This window comes from Deinococcus sp. AB2017081 (assembly GCF_034440735.1).
GTDB lineage: Bacteria > Deinococcota > Deinococci > Deinococcales > Deinococcaceae > Deinococcus > Deinococcus rufus.
Genome location: NZ_CP140098.1, coordinates 3,566,774 through 3,582,564, shown reverse-complemented (window position 1 = coordinate 3,582,564; position 15,791 = coordinate 3,566,774). Strand labels below are relative to the sequence as shown.

Below are 15,791 nucleotides of genomic sequence, written 5' to 3'. Positions count from 1 at the left end.
TAACCAACAGGTGTTCAGGAATCTGCCACATAGCGCCTGCTAGAGCCGGTTCAGATCGCTCCTGGCCTGCGCGAAGTCGGGGCGCAGGCGCAGCGCCTCGCGGTAGGCAGCCCTCGCCTCGGCGGTGCGGCCCAGGCCGGCCAGGGCGCGGGCCCGCCAGTACTGCGCCTCCTCGTGGGTGGGCACCGAGCGCAGCACCGCGCCGGTGAGTTGCAGCACCTTGCCGTACTGGCCGGTGCGGGTGTAGGCCTCCATGGGGCCGAATTCGTACCACAGGGCACGCCACGCCAGACCGCCCTGCACCCAGCCGGGGCGGGTCGGGTCAAGCGACAGATCCGGCCGTGCCGCCCGTGCCTGATCGAAGGCCTGCGCCGCGCCGGGAGCGTCCCCCAGTTCCAGCCGCGCCTGCCCGAGGTTCAGGTACGACAGCGCGTCGCCAAGGCGTGTGGCCTCGGCCTCGGCCACGCGCAGGGTCTCGGCCTTCGCGGCGGCCGGGTCGGCCCGCGTGCCCAGCAGCTCACGCATCTGCGCGGTCTTCTCGGGCGGGGTCACCACCAGGAAGGTGCGCCCGAAGGCCCGCCACAGGTCGTCGAACTTCGCGTAGCCCATCTTCAGCGGCCCCAAGTACGAGTCCAGGGCGCTGAACTGCTGGGCGCTGTCGTCGTAGCCGGTCAGCAGGCGGTAGTGCCCCATGCCGCCCGAGTCGTGTGTGATGAACCACGTCTCGACGATCACCGGGAAGCCGGCGGCCAGCAGGCCGCGCAGCATGGCCCGGTCGCCGCCCCGTGCCAGATGCACGTCCATGCCCTGCGAGCGGGCATACGCGGCGAGTTCATCCGGCGAGACGTTCACGTCGCCCTTCGACGGCTTGAGCTTCGGGGCGATGTCGTACTGCGTCAGGGTCGAGCCCCAGCGGTTCAGCGCCATGCCGATCGTCACCGGGCCGCAGTTGTTCAGCCGCTGGTACTCGTGCCGGATGTCGGGGACGCTGGCCTGTGCGGGCAGCGGTGCCGGCGTGCTGACCTGGGGCGGCTCCACCGTGGCCGGTTCCGGCTCGGGTGTTGCCACCGGTTCGGCCTCCGGCTCCGGCATCAGGGTGACGGCGGGCGCGGTGTCCTCGGTGGGCGCGGCTGCCACCGTGACCGGTTCCAGCGGCGCGGCGTCGGACAGGGGAGTGGTGCTGGACGCCTGTACGTCCGCCAGCACGGCGGTTCCAGGCACGGCCCGGTTCGCCTGGAACCGCGTCACACCGAACGCCGCCGCGCCGACCAGCAGGCCGGCCGTGAGGAGCAGAGCAGGAACACGCATCCTCTCAGCATCCCCCTCCTTCATGATCTGCCCCTGAGCCGGAAACGTGTCCCAGTCGGGGTTTTATGCCCTCTGCCCTCAGCTCTCTCAGACTGACTCCGCTCTATTCCACCACCACCGGGAAGACACCGGTGGTGGCTCCACGCCGCGAAGCCAGTCTGCTGTTCCTGCTCCCTCTGGTCGGATGGCACCGGTTCTCCGAACCGATGCCATCGGAATCCCCCTCAGTACCCCATGACCTGCCGGATCGCCCGCGCCACGCGCACCGGACTGGGGCGGTACACGTCCTCGACCGCCGTGAAGGGCGGATACGGCGCGTCATAGCCGGTCACGCGCAGGATCGGGGCGCGCAGGTGTTCGATGGCCTCCTCGGCAATCACGGCGCTGATCTCGCTGTGGAAGCCGGCGGTGCGGGGGGCCTCGGTGACCACGACCACGCGGCCGGTCTTCTGCACGCTCTCCAGCACGGTCTCGGTGTCCATGGGCACCAGGGTGCGCAGGTCGATGACCTCCACGCCGATCCCGGCCGCCTTCGCGGCGTCGGCGGCCTTCTGGACGACCTCGACCATGCCGCCGTAGCAGATGACGGTCACGTCGTCGCCCGGCGTGACGATCCGCGCCCGGCCCAGGGGCACGCGCACGTCCCCGGTGGGCACCTCGCCCTTCACACTGCGGTAGAGCTTGATCGCCTCGAAGAAGAACACCGGATCGGGGTCGTCGATGGCGGACAGCAGCAGGCCCCGGGCATCGGCGGGCGTGCTGGGGATCACGACCTTCACGCCGGGCACGTGCGCCAGGATGGCCTCCGGGCTGTCGGCGTGCTGCTCGGGGGTGTGGACGCCGCCGCCGTAGGGCGCCCGGATCACCATGGGCAGGTGGTGGCGGCTGCGCGTGCGGTGCCGGTAGCGGCCCAGGTGTGACAGCACCTGATCCAGTGCCGGGTACAGGAAGCCCGCGAACTGGATCTCGGCCACGGGCTTCAGGCCCGCCAGCCCCATGCCGATGCCCATGCCCACGATGCCTGCCTCGGCCAGGGGAGTGTCAAACACGCGCTCCGGGCCGTACTTCGCCTGGAGGCCGTCGGTGGCGCGGAACACGCCGCCCATCAGGCCCACGTCCTCGCCGAAGATGTGCACCGTGTCGTCGGCACCCAGGGCCACGTCCAGCGCGTCGTTGATCGCAGCGACCATGGTCATGGTGCGCGTGCCGGTCTCGGTGGCGGTCACTGGCTGGCCTCCAGGATGATCTGCTCGCGCTGCTTCCTGAGCTGCGGCGTGGGCTCGGCGAACACGTGATCCAGGATCTCCTCGGGCGTCGGATCCGGGTAGCTGTCGGCCTCGGTCAGAGCGGCCTCGAACTCGGCGGCGATCCCGGCCAGCAGGGCGGCCTCGGACTCCTCGGTCAACAGGCCCGCTTGCAGCAGGTGCGTCCGCAGGCGCAGCACCGGATCTTTGGCGTCCCAGCCGGCGCTGTCGGCGTCGGTGCGGTAGCGGCTGGGATCGTCGGCCACGGTGTGCGGCTTCACGCGGTACGTCACGGTCTCGATCAGGGTGGGGCCGCCGCCGCTGCGGGCCCGCTCCACGGCCTCTGCTGTGACGTGGTACGTCGCCAGGGCGTCGTTGCCGTCCACCCGCACGCCCGGAATCCCGTAGCCCTCGGCGCGGCGGGACAGGTTGGTGGCGCGGGTCTGGGCGCGGGTCGGCACCGAGATCGCCCAGCCGTTGTTCTGGAGGATGAACACGCACGGCGCATCCAGGGCGCCGGCGAAGTTCAGTGCCTCGTGGAAGTCGCCCTCGCTGCTGCCGCCGTCGCCGATGAAGGCCATGGCGATGTTGCGCGTTCCCTTGCGCTTCTCGGCCAGGGCCGCGCCCACCGCGTGCGGGTACTGCGTGGCGATGGGGATGTAGAAGGGCAGCACCTTCAGGTCGTCCGGCATGTGCCACCCGTGGGGGGACGTGCGCCAGTACGCGAGGGCCCGCGCGATCGGCAGGCCCAGCGTCAGGGCCGCGCCGGTGTCGCGGTAGGTGGGGAACAGCCAGTCGTCCTTGGTCAGCGCCGCCGCCGTGCCGACCTGGCTGGCCTCCATCCCGCCGAAGGGCGGAAACACGCCCAGGCGGCCCTGGCGGTACAGCACCCAGCCGCGCTCGTCGAAGTGCCGCGCACGGCGCATCTGCCGGTACAGCTCCAGTCGGATCTCCGGCTCGGGCAGCAGCTCGGGCCGGGCCACCGTGCCGTCGGGCGCGACGATCTGGAACATGTCCTCGGCGGCCTGGGCGGTCTCGTAGGCGGCTCTGGCGGCGTCGTGGGCAGAGGCCGTATCGGCGGACTCACGCGGACTGGGGTCGCGGAGGCCGGAGTCATGGGGGCTGGAGGTGGGCTGGGTCATGGGGGCTCCTGTGCAGCGGGGTCGGGATCGCGGGGGGGCGGGTCTCCGGACGGCGCGTCAGGGTGCCCGCCGCTGGTTCAGCAGGCGGCGCGGTGGGCTGGGCGCGGGGCGCGGCATCATCGGCATCACGGGGCAGGGGTGGGCGCGGCGGCCCATACAGGGAACTGCCCCCCAGCGTAGCAGCGGGAGGGCAGCGAACCAAACGGGCGTTTGATGGGGCGGGGGTGCCGGGGGGCGTCCCACCGGCCTACTCGCCGATGCTCACCTGAAAGTCCTGCGTGTATTCCGTGACATTGCCCGCACCGTCCGAGACCTGCACGGCCACGGTGTGGGAGCCGTTGTCGAGCGCGGTGAAGTACTTGGCGTAGGAGTTGTGGGCGGTCTGGTCCTGCACGAAGGCCTTCCCGTCGATGGTCATGACCACCTGGGCCACGTCCGTGTTGTCACGGGTGGACAGCTGGAAGAACACGTTGCCCGCCTCGCGCAGGGTCTGCGGGAACATCACCATGGTCACCGTGGGGGCCTGGGTGTCGGCGTGCCCGGCGGCATGGACGGTCTGGCCGTCCATCCGGGGCGAGGGCGACTGGGTGCTGCCGCAGCTGGTGGCGAGGCCGATGATCAGAGCAGAGAGGAGGAACGCTTTCATGGGGGACTCCGGGAGTGGTGGGAACACGTCACGGCCCGAACCACGCGGCTACCAGAGGCGCGGGGGTGGTCGGTGTGAACAGGCACTCGGGCCGGCCGGGCGTCGGGCGACACCGGGCTGAGCCTGGGGATGGAACGGGAGGCAGCGGCGCGGCCGGCGGACGGAGCTGTCCGGAACGGGAGGCGCGGCGGGGCCGGGGTAACGCTGACCGGAACGGTCAGGTCACGCGCACGGGCTCACTGCACTCGGGCGTGGCGCCACTCGCCGGTCAGGGCGGGGCAGCTCGGGAGTGGATCTGGGGGAACAGGGGCCGCCGAAGCGTGTCTGTGCATCTGGGAACTCCTCTTGCAGCCGGGGCCGCAGAGTATGGGCCGAACCACCTGCACGGGGCAGACGGTCAGGCAGTCGAAAAGCCGGTCGCACCACTAGCTCCACGCGTCCCAGGTGCCCGAATACAGGACAACGCTTCATCGCTTCTTCCCGCCTGATGTTCTCCAGCGAGGCTTTGATGTTGCCGCAGACCCTCTTACAGCCGTGTGACGGTCAGGAACCGGTTCCTGACCGTCCCGGAATACACGCTTCATGAAGTCCGTAACGGCCATGACGCCAGGGTCGAGTTTTGTCCTCCAGGACATCGGATTTGAGGTCGGCGGCGTCCATGTTCATCTGGGATCGGGTGATCGGCCGGGGCGCCGAAGATAAAGGCACGACCCCTTATGAAGATGCCGGATCGAGCGTCTGTGACAGCGTTGACATTCCGGTCAAGGTGACACCTGAGCTGAATTAATGGAACGGGCAACCACCCGGCCGCACCGGAGCATCCCACGGGGCCGGCAGCCGCTCGAAGTTCGGCGCGAGTTCGCGGTCGTCGTAGCCCCGGTGCCACACGGGCGTGGTGGCGGGCGACACCGGCGGAATCAGCCACGACCAGCGGCCGCGCACCTCTCGCCCGGCGCGGGTCTCATGTGTTTCGAAGCGCGTGAACTGCCGCGAGACCGTGTGGTGATCGACGATCTTCACGCCGGCTGCCGCGAAGGACTCCAGCACCGCCACGTTCAGCTCGACCAGCGCCCGGTCGCGCCACAGCGTCCGCTCGCGGCGGGTGTCCAGGCCCAGCGCCGCCGCCACGCGGGGCAGCAGGTCGTAGCGGTCGTCGTCGGCCAGATTCCGCGCCGCGATCTCGGTCTGCACGTACCAGCCGTTGAACGCACACGCCAGCCGTACGCCGCCCACGTTCAGCGCCATGTCGCTGATCACCGGCAGCGCGTGCCATTTCACGCCCAGGTCACCGATCCCCGGACACTCCGGGTGCGAGATGGGCACCTCCTGCACGGCGTCGGTGGGCAGTGTGAACAGTTCCACGCGCCGCCCGGACTGGATCGCCAGCGGCAGCACATCGAACGCCGTCCCCGGCCCCCCGCCCCACCCGAGCGAGCGCAGATAGTCCGTGAGCGCCACATTGGCCGGATCGCCGGTCACGGTGCCGTCTGCGCTCCGGTACCCGGCGTAGCGGATAAGCTGCGGGTTCAGCACGCGCACGTCCGGCGCGAACACGCTGATCAGGGGGCGGATCGCGCCGCCACCAAAGGCGTCCCGCAGGTGCTCCAGCAGCCGGGCGAACACCTCGGCCGGTTCGGTCACGTGCCGCAGGTCGCGCACCTCCAGCGCCCGCCACGGCAGGCGGCCCACACAGCGCGTGGAGTTGCGCCACGCCACCCGAGCCGCAAAGGCCAGTTCCTCTGGCGTGGGCGTGAAGCCGTGGGCCGCCACGTGGGCCAGCCGGGCCCCCAGGCCCGGCCGCCCGGTCTCGGCGTGGAACTGCGCCAGGAAGTCCGCCGCAGCGGTGTCCGGGGTGGGCAGGGGCAGCGCGGCGGTCATCCCATGACGCTACCGCCGGTCGGCGGGCGGGAATGTCCCCGATCCACGGTGGCCGGGTGCCCTAGCCCCCGCGCGGGTCGCCCCCGGCGCGACTCGCTAGAGTGGCCGCACTGACGGCACCCGCCCGGCGTGGTGCCTTGGAGGAGAACAGCCATGAAGTACGTTTCCACGCGCGGTACGGCGGATCTGGGCCGCTTCTCGGATGTCCTGCTCTCGGGACTGGCCCCGGACGGCGGCCTGGCCATGCCCGAGGCCATTCCCACCTTCAGCCCGGCGGATCTCGAAGCGCTGCGCGGCCTGCCGTATCCCGACCTCGCGTACCGCGTCATGCGCCCCTTCATCGACGACATCCCCGAGGCCGACCTGAAGCGGCTGCTGCACGCCACGTACGCCCCGGAGGTCTTTCACAGCAAGGACATCACGCCGCTCACGCCGCTGGGCACGTCCGGGCTGCACCTGCTGGAACTGTCGAACGGGCCGTCGCTGGCCTTCAAGGACATCGCCATGCAGTTCCTAGGGCACGCCTTCGAGTACGTGCTGGAGCGCCGCGACGAGCGCGTGAACATTCTGGGAGCCACCAGCGGCGACACCGGCAGCGCCGCCGAGTACGCCATGCTGGGCAAGGCCCGCGTGAACGTCTTCATGCTCTCGCCGCATGGCCGCATGAGTGCCTTCCAGCAGGCGCAGATGTTCTCGCTGGACGAGCCGAATATCTTCAACATTGCCCTGGAAGGGGTCTTCGACGACTGCCAGGATCTCGTGAAGGCCGTGAACGCCGACGCCGACTTCAAGGCCCGCCACGACATCGGGGCCGTGAACTCGATCAACTGGGCGCGGGTGCTGGCGCAGGCCGTGTACTACTTCAAGGCGTATTTCGCCCTGAACCTCGCGCCGGGCGCAGAGGCGGATTTCAGCGTGCCGTCGGGCAATTTCGGCAACGTGTTCGCGGGGTTCCTGGCCAAGCGCATGGGCCTGCCGATCGGGCGGCTGCTGGTCGCCACGAACGAGAACGACGTCCTGAACGAGTTCTTCAGCACCGGCGTGTACCACGTGCGCCCGGCAGCCCAGGTCGCGGCGACCTCCAGCCCCAGCATGGACATCGGCAAGGCCAGCAACTTCGAGCGCTACCTGTACGTGATCACCGGCAGCGATGCCCCGCAGACCCACGGGTGGTGGGGCGAGGTCGGGGAAGGTCGCCCCGTCGACCTGCGCGGCAGTGCCCACTGGGACGCCGTGAAGGCCAGCGGCCTGACCTCCGGGCGCAGCACCCACGCCGACCGCCTGGAGACCATCCGCCGCATAGACCAGCAGTACGGCCGCCTGATCGACCCGCACACCGCCGACGGCGTCCTGATCGGTGAGCGCCACCAGCGCCCCGGCGTTCCGATGGTCTGCCTGGAGACCGCCCTGCCCGCCAAATTCGAGGAGACCGTGCAGGAAGCCGTGGGCCGCGTGCCGGAGCGCCCGGAGCGCTTCGAGGGCATCGAGGGCCTGGAGAAGCACTTCGACGTGCTCCCGAACGACGTGGATCGGCTCAAGGCCTACGTGGTGGAGAAGCTGGCGGGGAAGGGTTGAGAAGGCCACACGTCGCCGGGGGTATTGGGCAGATTCGGGTGATGTCCCGCGACTGACCCATCTACACTGAAACCGTGAGCCTGGACACGAAGCGGCTGGTGCAGGATGTACGGGTGCCGGCTCTGCTGCTGCTCTTTCTCGCGTTACAGATGTGTCTGCCAGGTGTGAGTGCAGCGGCGATCGGATGGCTCAATCACGTGTACTTCGGCGTGATGGGGGTCCTGTGTCTGCTGGGTGGCGCGGCGATGTGCTGGATCACCCTCTACCCACTGCTGGATCGTCGTGCCCGCCCCGACCTGTGGCCGCTGGTCGAGGGGACGGTGATCGGCCATGAACTGACCCAGGGAGTGACCGCTTGGTGGTGGCTGGGGCTGCCTGCCCAGGGGGCCTGCGCTGTCCTCCTTCAATTGCCCGATCGCCAGGTTCGCGTCGTGGTGAAGGAGCTGCGTGATATTCAAATAACCAGGCCGCCCAGACTGCGCCTGAAGGACGTGTACGCCGTTGGCGACTCGCTGATTCTGGAGGAGGCTCAGCGTCGGGTCACCCTGGGGATGCTCCTGCCGGTGCGGGTCGCCCCTGGTGGCCCGAAGAGGCCCGGACAGCCCGAGGGGATTCTGCGCTCAGAGGCCCGGCCACCGTCGTGGCACGATCTCCCTCTGCTGCTGTTCGGGCTGGTGCTCCTGGGGATGGGCGGTCTGGGACTGTCTACGTTCCTGCAGAACGTCGCCCGCTGACCGTGGTGTCTACCCCTCTACACTGACCCCACATGGATCGCCGTCGCCTGTACACGCTGCTGGCCCTGATCGCGGGGCTGGTCGGCGTGGGGACGGTGGGCTACCGCGTGCTGGAGGGCTGGAGCTGGCTGGACTGCATGTTCATGACCGTGATGACCCTGACGACCGTGGGCTACGGTTCGCCGGGGCCGCTGCACACGGACGGCAAGGTGTTCAGCACGCTGCTCATGCTGGTGGGCATCGGCCTGATGCTGTACCTGCTCACCCTGCTGGCCGAGACGGTGGTGCGCGGCCTGACCGACCCGGCCTCGGTGCAGCGCCGGAAGGAGCGGAAGTTGATACACCTGAAGGGACATACGGTGGTGTGCGGGTACGGCCAGGTGGGCGAGGCCGTGTGCATGGCCCTGCGGGCGGCGCGGCGCGAGGTGGTGGTGATCGACCACCGGCCCGAGCACCTGGCATGGGCCGAGGCCCAGGGCATTCACACGCTGGTGGGCGACGCGACCGACGAGGACGTGCTGCGCCGGGCGGGGGCCGAGCGGGCCGAGTCGTTGGTGAGCGTGATCAACTCTGACCCCAGCAACCTGTACGTGGTGCTGTCGGCCAGGGGCCTGAATCCGGGGATGCGGGTGATCGCGCGGGCCAGCGACGAGTCGGCAGCCCGCAAGATGCGCCGGGCGGGGGCCGACGAGGTCGTGAACCCCTACCAGCTGAGCGGCAACCGCATCGCGGCGATGATGCTCGCGCCCCGTTTGAGCCGCCTGCTGAGCGGCGACGTGACCAGCGAACACTTCGCCGTGCGCGAGATCGGCGTGCCGGACGCCCTGGTGGGCTGCACGGTGGCTGACCTGGGCCGCGAGACGGGGGCGCTGGTGGTGGCCGTGTGGCGCGGCGGTCAGCCCGTGGTGGGCCGCCCCGGCGAGGTCTTACAGGCTGGCGACGCCGTACTGGTGGCGGGCGCGGTGGCCGAGGTGGAAGCCGTCGAGGGGATGCGGCTGGTGTGATACGAAATTGCGATGATGCGCGAGCATCATCCGAGCAGAGCGAGTAGCAACACGTACGGGATTGCGGCGATGGACGAGCATCCGGCGCTGTCCCGGATGTTCGGGAATCAGAGCCATCCCGTATAAGGCCAGCATGTCTTCAGGCCAGCCGCCGGGCTGCGATCACCCGCACCACCAGCAGCAGGCTGAACGCCACGATGACCATGACCGCCGAGAGGGCCAGTGCGGGCGCGAGGTCGGACTCCATGGCAGCGTAGATGGCGAGGGTGACGGTGCGGGTCGTGCCCTGGAGCGATCCCGCGAACAGGATGGTCGCGCCGAACTCGCCCAGGGCGCGGGCCCACGTGAGCACCAGCCCTTCGAGCAGAAACGTGGCGGCCAGGGGCCACGTGACATGGCGGAACACGGCCCAGCGGCCCGCGCCATCGGTGCGGGCGGCGGCCTCAACCTCCGGGTCGACGGCCTGAAAGCCTGATTTGGCGGCCCGCAGGTAGAAGGGCGCGGACGTGAACATCTGTGCCAGCACCACCGCTGCCGGCGAGAACGCCAGCGTGATGCCCGCGAGTTCCAGCGGCGGCCCCAGCAACCCGTTGCGCCCGAAGGCGAACAGCAGGCCCACGCCCGCCACGACTGGCGGCAGCACGATCGGCAGGTCGAGCAGCGTGTCCAGCACCGCCTTGCCGGGAAAGTCGAAGCGGGCCAGCAGCCACGCGACCGGTGTGACGAACACGACCGTGAGCAGCAGCGTGCAGCCCGTGGTGAGCAGGCTGACCCGCAGGGCGTCCTGCACGACCGCGCCCCCCAGCAGCGGCAGGAAGTCGGCGTTCACGCCGCGCACCAGCAGCGCCAGCGTGGGCAGCAGCAGGAACGCGACCAGCACGAGGCTCAGGGCCACGGGGAGGGCGGGGGGACGGGCGGGGCGGGTCAAGGGGCCTGGAAGCCCCACTTGCGGAGGATCGCCTGCCCTGCCGGCGACAGCACGTATTTCACGAAAGCGTCGGCGGTGGCCGGCTGGGCACTGCCCTTCACGGTGCCGATGGGATAGCGGGCACTCTGGTTGAAGCGGGTGGGCAGGGCGATCACGCGCACCCTCGATTTCAGGGACGGCGTGACGTCGGTGGCGTATACGACGGCGGCGTCCGCCTCGCCCAGCGAGACCTTCAGCGCGACCTGACGCACGTTCGGCTCCTCGCTGACGACATTCTTCAGCGCCCGCGCCGAGAAGTCCCGGCCGTAGGTGCCGCTGGCGTCGATGGCGGCCAGCATCCGGCGCGAGTAGTCGCCGACCGGCACGGCCCTGTCGGCCAGGACGAGTTTCACGCCACCCTTGCCCAGGTCGGCCAGGGTCGTGACCTTCGTGCTGCCGGCGGGCGCGATGATCGCCAGCCGGTTGCGGACAAAGGGCTGCCCGGCACTGACCAGCCCGGACTTCACCAGCGGATCGAACTGCGTGGCATTCGCGCTGGCGTACACGTCGGCCCGCACCCCCTGTTCGAGCTGGGCCCGCAGCGCCTGTGACCCGGCGAAGCTGAAGGTGGTGGTGGTGCCGGTTCGGGCATCGAAGGCCCGGCCGATCTCGGTGAAGGCGTCGGTCAGGGAGGACGCGGCCAGGACGGTCAGGGAGGCCGCGTGGGCCGTGCCGGTCAGCAGCGCGGACAGGAGCAGGAGTCGTCTCATGGTGACCTCGGGGGTGAGGGAAGGGAGGCCCAGACCTCGCCGGCGTGCGTGGGGTCGTAGCCGCCCAGCGCCTGGAGTTCGGCGCGGAAGCCGGGCCGCGCGACGGCGGCGAGCAGTGCCACGATGCCGGGGTGCGCCGCGTGTTCCGCCGGCACGACCAGATCGAAGCGCTCGACCTGCACGGGCACGAACTCCAGGCCCAGTGCCAGCGCCGCCGAGCGCGGGCCGGGAGCCACGTCCGCCGTCCCGGCCGCGACCCGGCCGGCGGCGTCCAGCGGCGTGGTCGCCTCGTCCGCGTAGCCGTTCAGGTGGCGGCGGGCGCGGCGTGTCATGCCCACGCCGTCGAGCCACGCATCGAGCAGCAGGCGGCTGCCCGCCCCGGCCTCCCGGTTCACGAGGCGCAGTTCCGGGCGCGTCAGGTCGGCCGGGCCAGTGATGCCGTGCGGATTGCCCCGCGCCACGATCAGGCCCTGCTCCCACGACCACAGGGTGTACAGCTGCGCGGGGCGGCCCGGCCACTCGCGTTCCACGAAGGGCAGGTTCGATACGCCACTCCCGGCGTCCCACAGGTGGATCCCCGCCGCGTGCGCCTCGCCCCGCGCCACGGCCCGCAGGGCGTCGATGCTGGAGAGGTCATGCATCTGCACGCGCCCGGGCCCCCCCAGCCGCGCGACGTGGGCGGCCAGCAGGCCCAGCGACGGATCACAGCCGGCGACCACGGCGGTGCGGCGGGCCACGTCCAGCGCGTCTGCCGCCGGGCCGAACGGCACCACGTTCACGTGGCCCCCGGCGCGTCCCTGCACCTGGCCGTCGGCGGTCTCGGTCAGGGACGCGCCGGCCAGCGCGAAGGCCAGCAGCTGCCCGTCCACGTCGGCCAGCTGCACCCGGCCCCCGGGCAGGACAGGGCCAACAGGAGCCGCCTCCAGCATGGTCGGGGTCTCGGACAGCGTGAACAGCGCCTCGACCGTGCAGCCCAGCACCTGCGCCAGCCGCAGGGCCGTCAGGGTGCCGGGCACCGTACTGCCGGATTCGATGGCATGCAGCGCCTGCCGCGTGATGCCGGTCAGCCGCGCCACGTCCACGGCCCGGCGGTTCACGGCCTCGCGCCGCTCGCGCACGTGCGAGTGCCACGCTGGATCTGGGCTGGACATGCCTGGAGCGTAGCCCTGACGTGACGCAGCGTCAAGCGGACGCGACAGTCTGCGGACGGCGGCGGAATGGATGAAGTGGCCCTGTGCAGCGGTACCCGGGGGCCTACACTCCGCAGATGTCTGACCACACCGATGTCTTCATCGACTTCCTGTGCCCCTACGCGTGGCGTGGGGTGGAACTGGCCGCGGTGCTGCGGGATCAGGGCGAGACCTTCCGCCTGCGCCACTTCGCCCTGGTCGAGGGCAACCACGCCCAGAACCAGAAGACCCACACTTGGAGCCTCGCCGATCAGCCGCTGGACGCCCCGGACGGTGAAGGGTACATGGCCTACCAGACGCCCAGCCTGCGGTCCTTCCTGGCCGCGACCGCGGCCGCCCGCCAGGGCGAGGAGGCCGCGTGGGCCTTCGCGCTGGCCCTGTTCCGGGCACACCACGAGGAGAAGAAGCCCCTGGACGACCAGACCATCGCGGCCGCCGCGCAGACCGCTGGCCTCGACCAGGGCCGGTTCGCGCAGGATCGCCACGACGAGGCCGCGCTGCGGGACGCCCTGCGCGCCGAGCAGGACGCCGCCCGTGAGATCGGTGTGTTCGGCACCCCCACCTTCGTGCTGCCCGGTGGCGAGGCCGCGTACTACCGCTTCGAGAACCTGACCCGCGACCCGGCCACGGCCCGCGAGTGGTGGAACCTGTACACGACGGTGCTCCGCAGCGATCCCGGCGTGGCGACCATCAAGCGCGCGAGGAACCGACCGGCGAAACGGGTCGCGTAGCGCTCAGCTGCCGCCGTCCAGTCCCAGACGCTGCGCGACCTCACCTGTAGGGCGGGTCAGGCCGCTGCGGACGTCCATGTACTCGCGGTACGGGTCGTCGAAGCTGAGCATCAGCACTGCCATGACGCCGTGTTCCCCGACCTCCAGCCCCTGGAGCCGGAAGCCGGCCCGCAGCTTGGGGATCAGCACGGCGCTGTTCGTGGCGTGGTGGCGGCTGCGGACAAGGTCGTAGCCCTGATCGCGCAGGAATGCCAGGACGACCGGCAGCAGGCGGGTGTACAGGCCTTGGCCCCGGTGGGCGGGCAGAAGGGCGGTGTTCGCCATGTACGCCGTGCGGGTGTCCGCCTGCCGCGAGGCGTGCCAGCCCACGACCTGACCCGCGTGGCCGACCAGCCACGTGTACTGCGGCGCGGCCAGCGGGGGCAGGGGCGCGGGGTGCGGCCAGTCGAAGGAGACCGTGTCGTACACGGCGGCCTCCAGCTGCGCGTAGATGTGGCGGTACGTCGCGTCCGGGACGGCGTGCAGTGCGTAGCCGCTCCCCAGGTCGGTGCCCGGCCCGGCGTCGTCCGGCAGCGCCAGTCCGGGCGGGGGCGGCGCATCCGGACGGGGCAGGGGAGACACCCCCAGCCGCCGGGCGGCCTCGCCATGCGCCTGCTGGAAGCCGCTGCGGACGTGCATCGCGTCCCGGTATGCGCTGTCCAGACTCAGGGTCAGCGCGACGTTCAGGCCGCCCTCGTACAGGTTCAGGCCCTGCACCAGAAATCCGGCCCGCAGCTTGGGAATGATCACGCGGTTGTTGGTGGCGCGGTGGTGGCTGGTGACCAGCGTGTATCCGGCCGCGCGGAAGGTGTCCAGCACGTGCGGCAGCATCCGGGTGTACAGGCCCCGGCCCTGGTGCCCGGGCAGGACGCCGGTGTCGGCCATGGAGACCGTGCGTTCGTCCGTCTGGTGCGAGAACTGCCAGCCGATCAGCTCATCGGCATGGAAGAGCCCCCAGCTGAAGGTCTCGCCCAGCGGCACCGGAACCCTGGTCGGTGGGCCGAAGTCGTACAGCCAGTTCCCGCCGAAGATCTGCCCCTCCAGACGGGCACACGCGGCGCGGTACTCCGCCACGGGGATCGGGCGCAGGGTGTAGCCACCGCCCAGGTCGAGGTCGGTCATGCGGTCACTGTGACACGGGACGTCCGACCCTACCGCACGCGATTCATGTAGACGTTGTACAGCGCCCCCTGCCATTCCGCCCGACCCTGGATGGCGTGGTGGATGTCGGCCAGAGGCACGTTCCGATCTGCCGCGTCCACGAACTGCTCCCCGCCGACGTGCCGCAGCGTCAGCCACGTCTCGATCATCGTCAGGACGCGCCGGTCGTCAAGCAGAATTCGGAAGCTGCTGAAGGCCACCTGCCGCCCGGAACCGACACCCATGGTTCCCACGTATACCTGCCGGTCGGCCGATCCGCACACCGGACAGCGCAGGGGCAGGCCGATCTGCTGCTGGTAGACCGTCCAGCGCCACTTGCAGGCCCGGCACTCCACGATGCAGTCCGGGTGATCCTGCGGCAGCGGCCGGAAGGGGCTCACGGGATCATCCACGGCTGGGCTCAATCCCCACTCCACACCGTCCCGTCCGGCTGCTGCTGCGTGACGCAGTGGAACGACCCGCCGCCCTCGATGATCGCGCGGCTGCTCACGCCGATGACCTCGCGGCCCGGGAACAGCGGCGTCAGGATCTCCAGCGCAGGGGCGTCGTTCGGATCGCCGTACTGCGGCACGACCACGAAGCCGTTGCCGATGTAGAAATTCGCGTAGGTGGGGGGCAACCGGCCCTCGGCCCCCTCCAGATGATCGGCGGGCAGGGGCAACTCTACGATCCGGAAGGGCTGGCCGTGCACGTCGGTCATCCTGCGCAGGGCGATCAGGTTGTGGGCCATGACCTCGTGGTTGGGGTCGTCCTCGTCGGGTTCCACGCTGGTCACGATGGTCGTCTCGTCGGTGAATCGGGTGATGGTGTCGATGTGCCCGTCGGTGTGGTCGTTCTCCAGGCCGCCGTCCAGCCACAGCAGCTTCTGCACGCCCAGGGTGTCCGCGAGCAGCGCCGCGTAGCCCTCCTCGGTCAGGCCGGGGTTGCGGGTGGCCGTCAGGAAGCACGAGCGCGTGGTCAGGCCCACCCCCGCGCCGTTCACCTCCAGGCCGCCGCCCTCCAGCACGAAGGGCAGTGCCCAGCGGTGCATCCCCAGGTGGTTCGCCACGTAGTCCGGCACGCGGTCGTCGTTCTCCCAGTTGAATTTGCCGCCCCACGAGTTGAAGCGCCAGTCGGTCAGGGCCAGCTCGCCCCCCTCGCGGCGCACGAAGATCGGCCCGTTGTCACGCACCCACACGTCATCCAGTGGAACGCGGTGGTATGTCACGTCGGCACCCGCCAGGCGGGCGCGGGCGTCGGTCTCGCTCTCGTCGTCGCGCACCAGCAGCTGCACGGGCTCGAAACGGGCAATCGTGCGGATCAGCGCCGTGAACTCGGCCCGCACGTCCTCCAGATGGCCGAACCACAGGTCGTCATCGGCGGGCCAGCTCATCCACGTGGCCGCGTGGGGTGCCCATTCGGGCGGCATGGCAAAGCCCAGGTCGCGCGGGGTGGGGTCGTGGGGATCGGCGTGGGTCATGCC

General features: G+C 70.4%; 15 protein-coding genes and 1 riboswitch. Of the genes, 4 read left to right on the top strand and 11 right to left on the bottom strand.

The window, feature by feature from the left end; genetic code table 11:
- Positions 1-39: 39 nt before the first annotated feature.
- The 5 genes from U2P90_RS17495 to U2P90_RS17475 form a co-directional block, all read right to left on the bottom strand.
- The gene (locus U2P90_RS17495) at positions 40-1,308 is read right to left on the bottom strand and encodes a C39 family peptidase (RefSeq protein ID WP_322473132.1); all 1,269 of its coding nucleotides are present in this window, start codon (positions 1,306-1,308) and stop codon (positions 40-42) included.
- Between the two features lie 224 nt (positions 1,309-1,532).
- Complete coding sequence (locus tag U2P90_RS17490; protein WP_380101211.1) at positions 1,533-2,498, bottom strand: alpha-ketoacid dehydrogenase subunit beta; 966 nt, start codon at positions 2,496-2,498, stop codon at positions 1,533-1,535.
- Between the two features lie 32 nt (positions 2,499-2,530).
- Complete coding sequence (gene pdhA / locus U2P90_RS17485) at positions 2,531-3,565, bottom strand: pyruvate dehydrogenase (acetyl-transferring) E1 component subunit alpha (RefSeq protein WP_322474720.1); 1,035 nt, start codon at positions 3,563-3,565, stop codon at positions 2,531-2,533.
- A 376-nt stretch (positions 3,566-3,941) separates the two neighbouring features.
- On the bottom strand, positions 3,942-4,340 hold the full coding sequence (locus U2P90_RS17480) for an Ig-like domain-containing protein (RefSeq protein WP_322473130.1): 399 nt from the start codon (positions 4,338-4,340) through the stop codon (positions 3,942-3,944).
- 402 nt (positions 4,341-4,742) lie between these two features.
- A riboswitch (cyclic di-GMP riboswitch) is annotated at positions 4,743-4,827 on the bottom strand.
- Positions 4,828-5,123: 296 nt separating this feature from the next.
- Entirely contained in the window at positions 5,124-6,218 is a 1,095-nt protein-coding gene (locus tag U2P90_RS17475) for a nitric oxide synthase oxygenase (RefSeq protein WP_322473129.1), read from the bottom strand.
- Positions 6,219-6,371: 153 nt separating this feature from the next.
- Between U2P90_RS17475 and thrC the strand changes: the two genes are divergently transcribed.
- The 3 genes from thrC to U2P90_RS17460 all read left to right on the top strand — a co-directional run bounded on the left by thrC (position 6,372) and on the right by U2P90_RS17460 (position 9,531).
- Positions 6,372-7,793, top strand: a complete 1,422-nt coding sequence (gene thrC, locus U2P90_RS17470; RefSeq protein ID WP_322473128.1) for a threonine synthase — start codon at positions 6,372-6,374, stop codon at positions 7,791-7,793.
- Positions 7,794-7,867: 74 nt separating this feature from the next.
- Entirely contained in the window at positions 7,868-8,527 is a 660-nt protein-coding gene (locus U2P90_RS17465) for a hypothetical protein (RefSeq protein WP_322473127.1), read from the top strand.
- 32 nt (positions 8,528-8,559) lie between these two features.
- Entirely contained in the window at positions 8,560-9,531 is a 972-nt protein-coding gene (locus tag U2P90_RS17460) for a potassium channel family protein (RefSeq protein ID WP_322473126.1), read from the top strand.
- 139 nt (positions 9,532-9,670) lie between these two features.
- On the opposite strand, the gene U2P90_RS17455 is transcribed toward U2P90_RS17460, so the two are convergent.
- The 3 genes from U2P90_RS17455 to U2P90_RS17445 are packed head-to-tail and all read right to left on the bottom strand — an operon-like array spanning position 9,671 to position 12,359.
- Positions 9,671-10,459, bottom strand: a complete 789-nt coding sequence (locus U2P90_RS17455) for an ABC transporter permease (RefSeq protein ID WP_322473125.1) — start codon at positions 10,457-10,459, stop codon at positions 9,671-9,673.
- Positions 10,456-11,208: a molybdate ABC transporter substrate-binding protein gene (modA, locus tag U2P90_RS17450; protein ID WP_295819612.1), complete on the bottom strand. Its 753-nt coding sequence runs from the start codon at positions 11,206-11,208 to the stop codon at positions 10,456-10,458. Before modA ends, U2P90_RS17455 begins: the two co-directional genes overlap by 4 nt.
- Positions 11,205-12,359, bottom strand: coding sequence for a substrate-binding domain-containing protein (locus tag U2P90_RS17445; protein ID WP_322473124.1), 1,155 nt, complete (start codon positions 12,357-12,359; stop codon positions 11,205-11,207). Before U2P90_RS17445 ends, modA begins: the two co-directional genes overlap by 4 nt.
- 116 nt (positions 12,360-12,475) lie before the next feature.
- Here U2P90_RS17445 and U2P90_RS17440 point away from each other — a divergent pair, with 116 nt between their 5' ends.
- Positions 12,476-13,129, top strand: a complete 654-nt coding sequence (locus U2P90_RS17440; RefSeq protein ID WP_322473123.1) for a DsbA family oxidoreductase — start codon at positions 12,476-12,478, stop codon at positions 13,127-13,129.
- 3 nt (positions 13,130-13,132) lie between these two features.
- On the opposite strand, the gene U2P90_RS17435 is transcribed toward U2P90_RS17440, so the two are convergent.
- Genes U2P90_RS17435 through U2P90_RS17425 form a run of 3 tightly spaced genes read right to left on the bottom strand, consistent with a single transcriptional unit; the run spans position 13,133 to position 15,788 of the window.
- A complete protein-coding gene (locus tag U2P90_RS17435) occupies positions 13,133-14,290 on the bottom strand; it encodes a GNAT family N-acetyltransferase (protein ID WP_322473122.1) in 1,158 nt (385 codons plus the stop codon).
- A gap of 29 nt (positions 14,291-14,319) precedes the next feature.
- A complete protein-coding gene (locus U2P90_RS17430; RefSeq protein WP_322473121.1) occupies positions 14,320-14,721 on the bottom strand; it encodes a hypothetical protein in 402 nt (133 codons plus the stop codon).
- 8 nt (positions 14,722-14,729) lie between these two features.
- Complete coding sequence (locus tag U2P90_RS17425) at positions 14,730-15,788, bottom strand: agmatine deiminase family protein (protein ID WP_322473120.1); 1,059 nt, start codon at positions 15,786-15,788, stop codon at positions 14,730-14,732.
- Between the last annotated feature and the right edge of the window lie 3 nt (positions 15,789-15,791).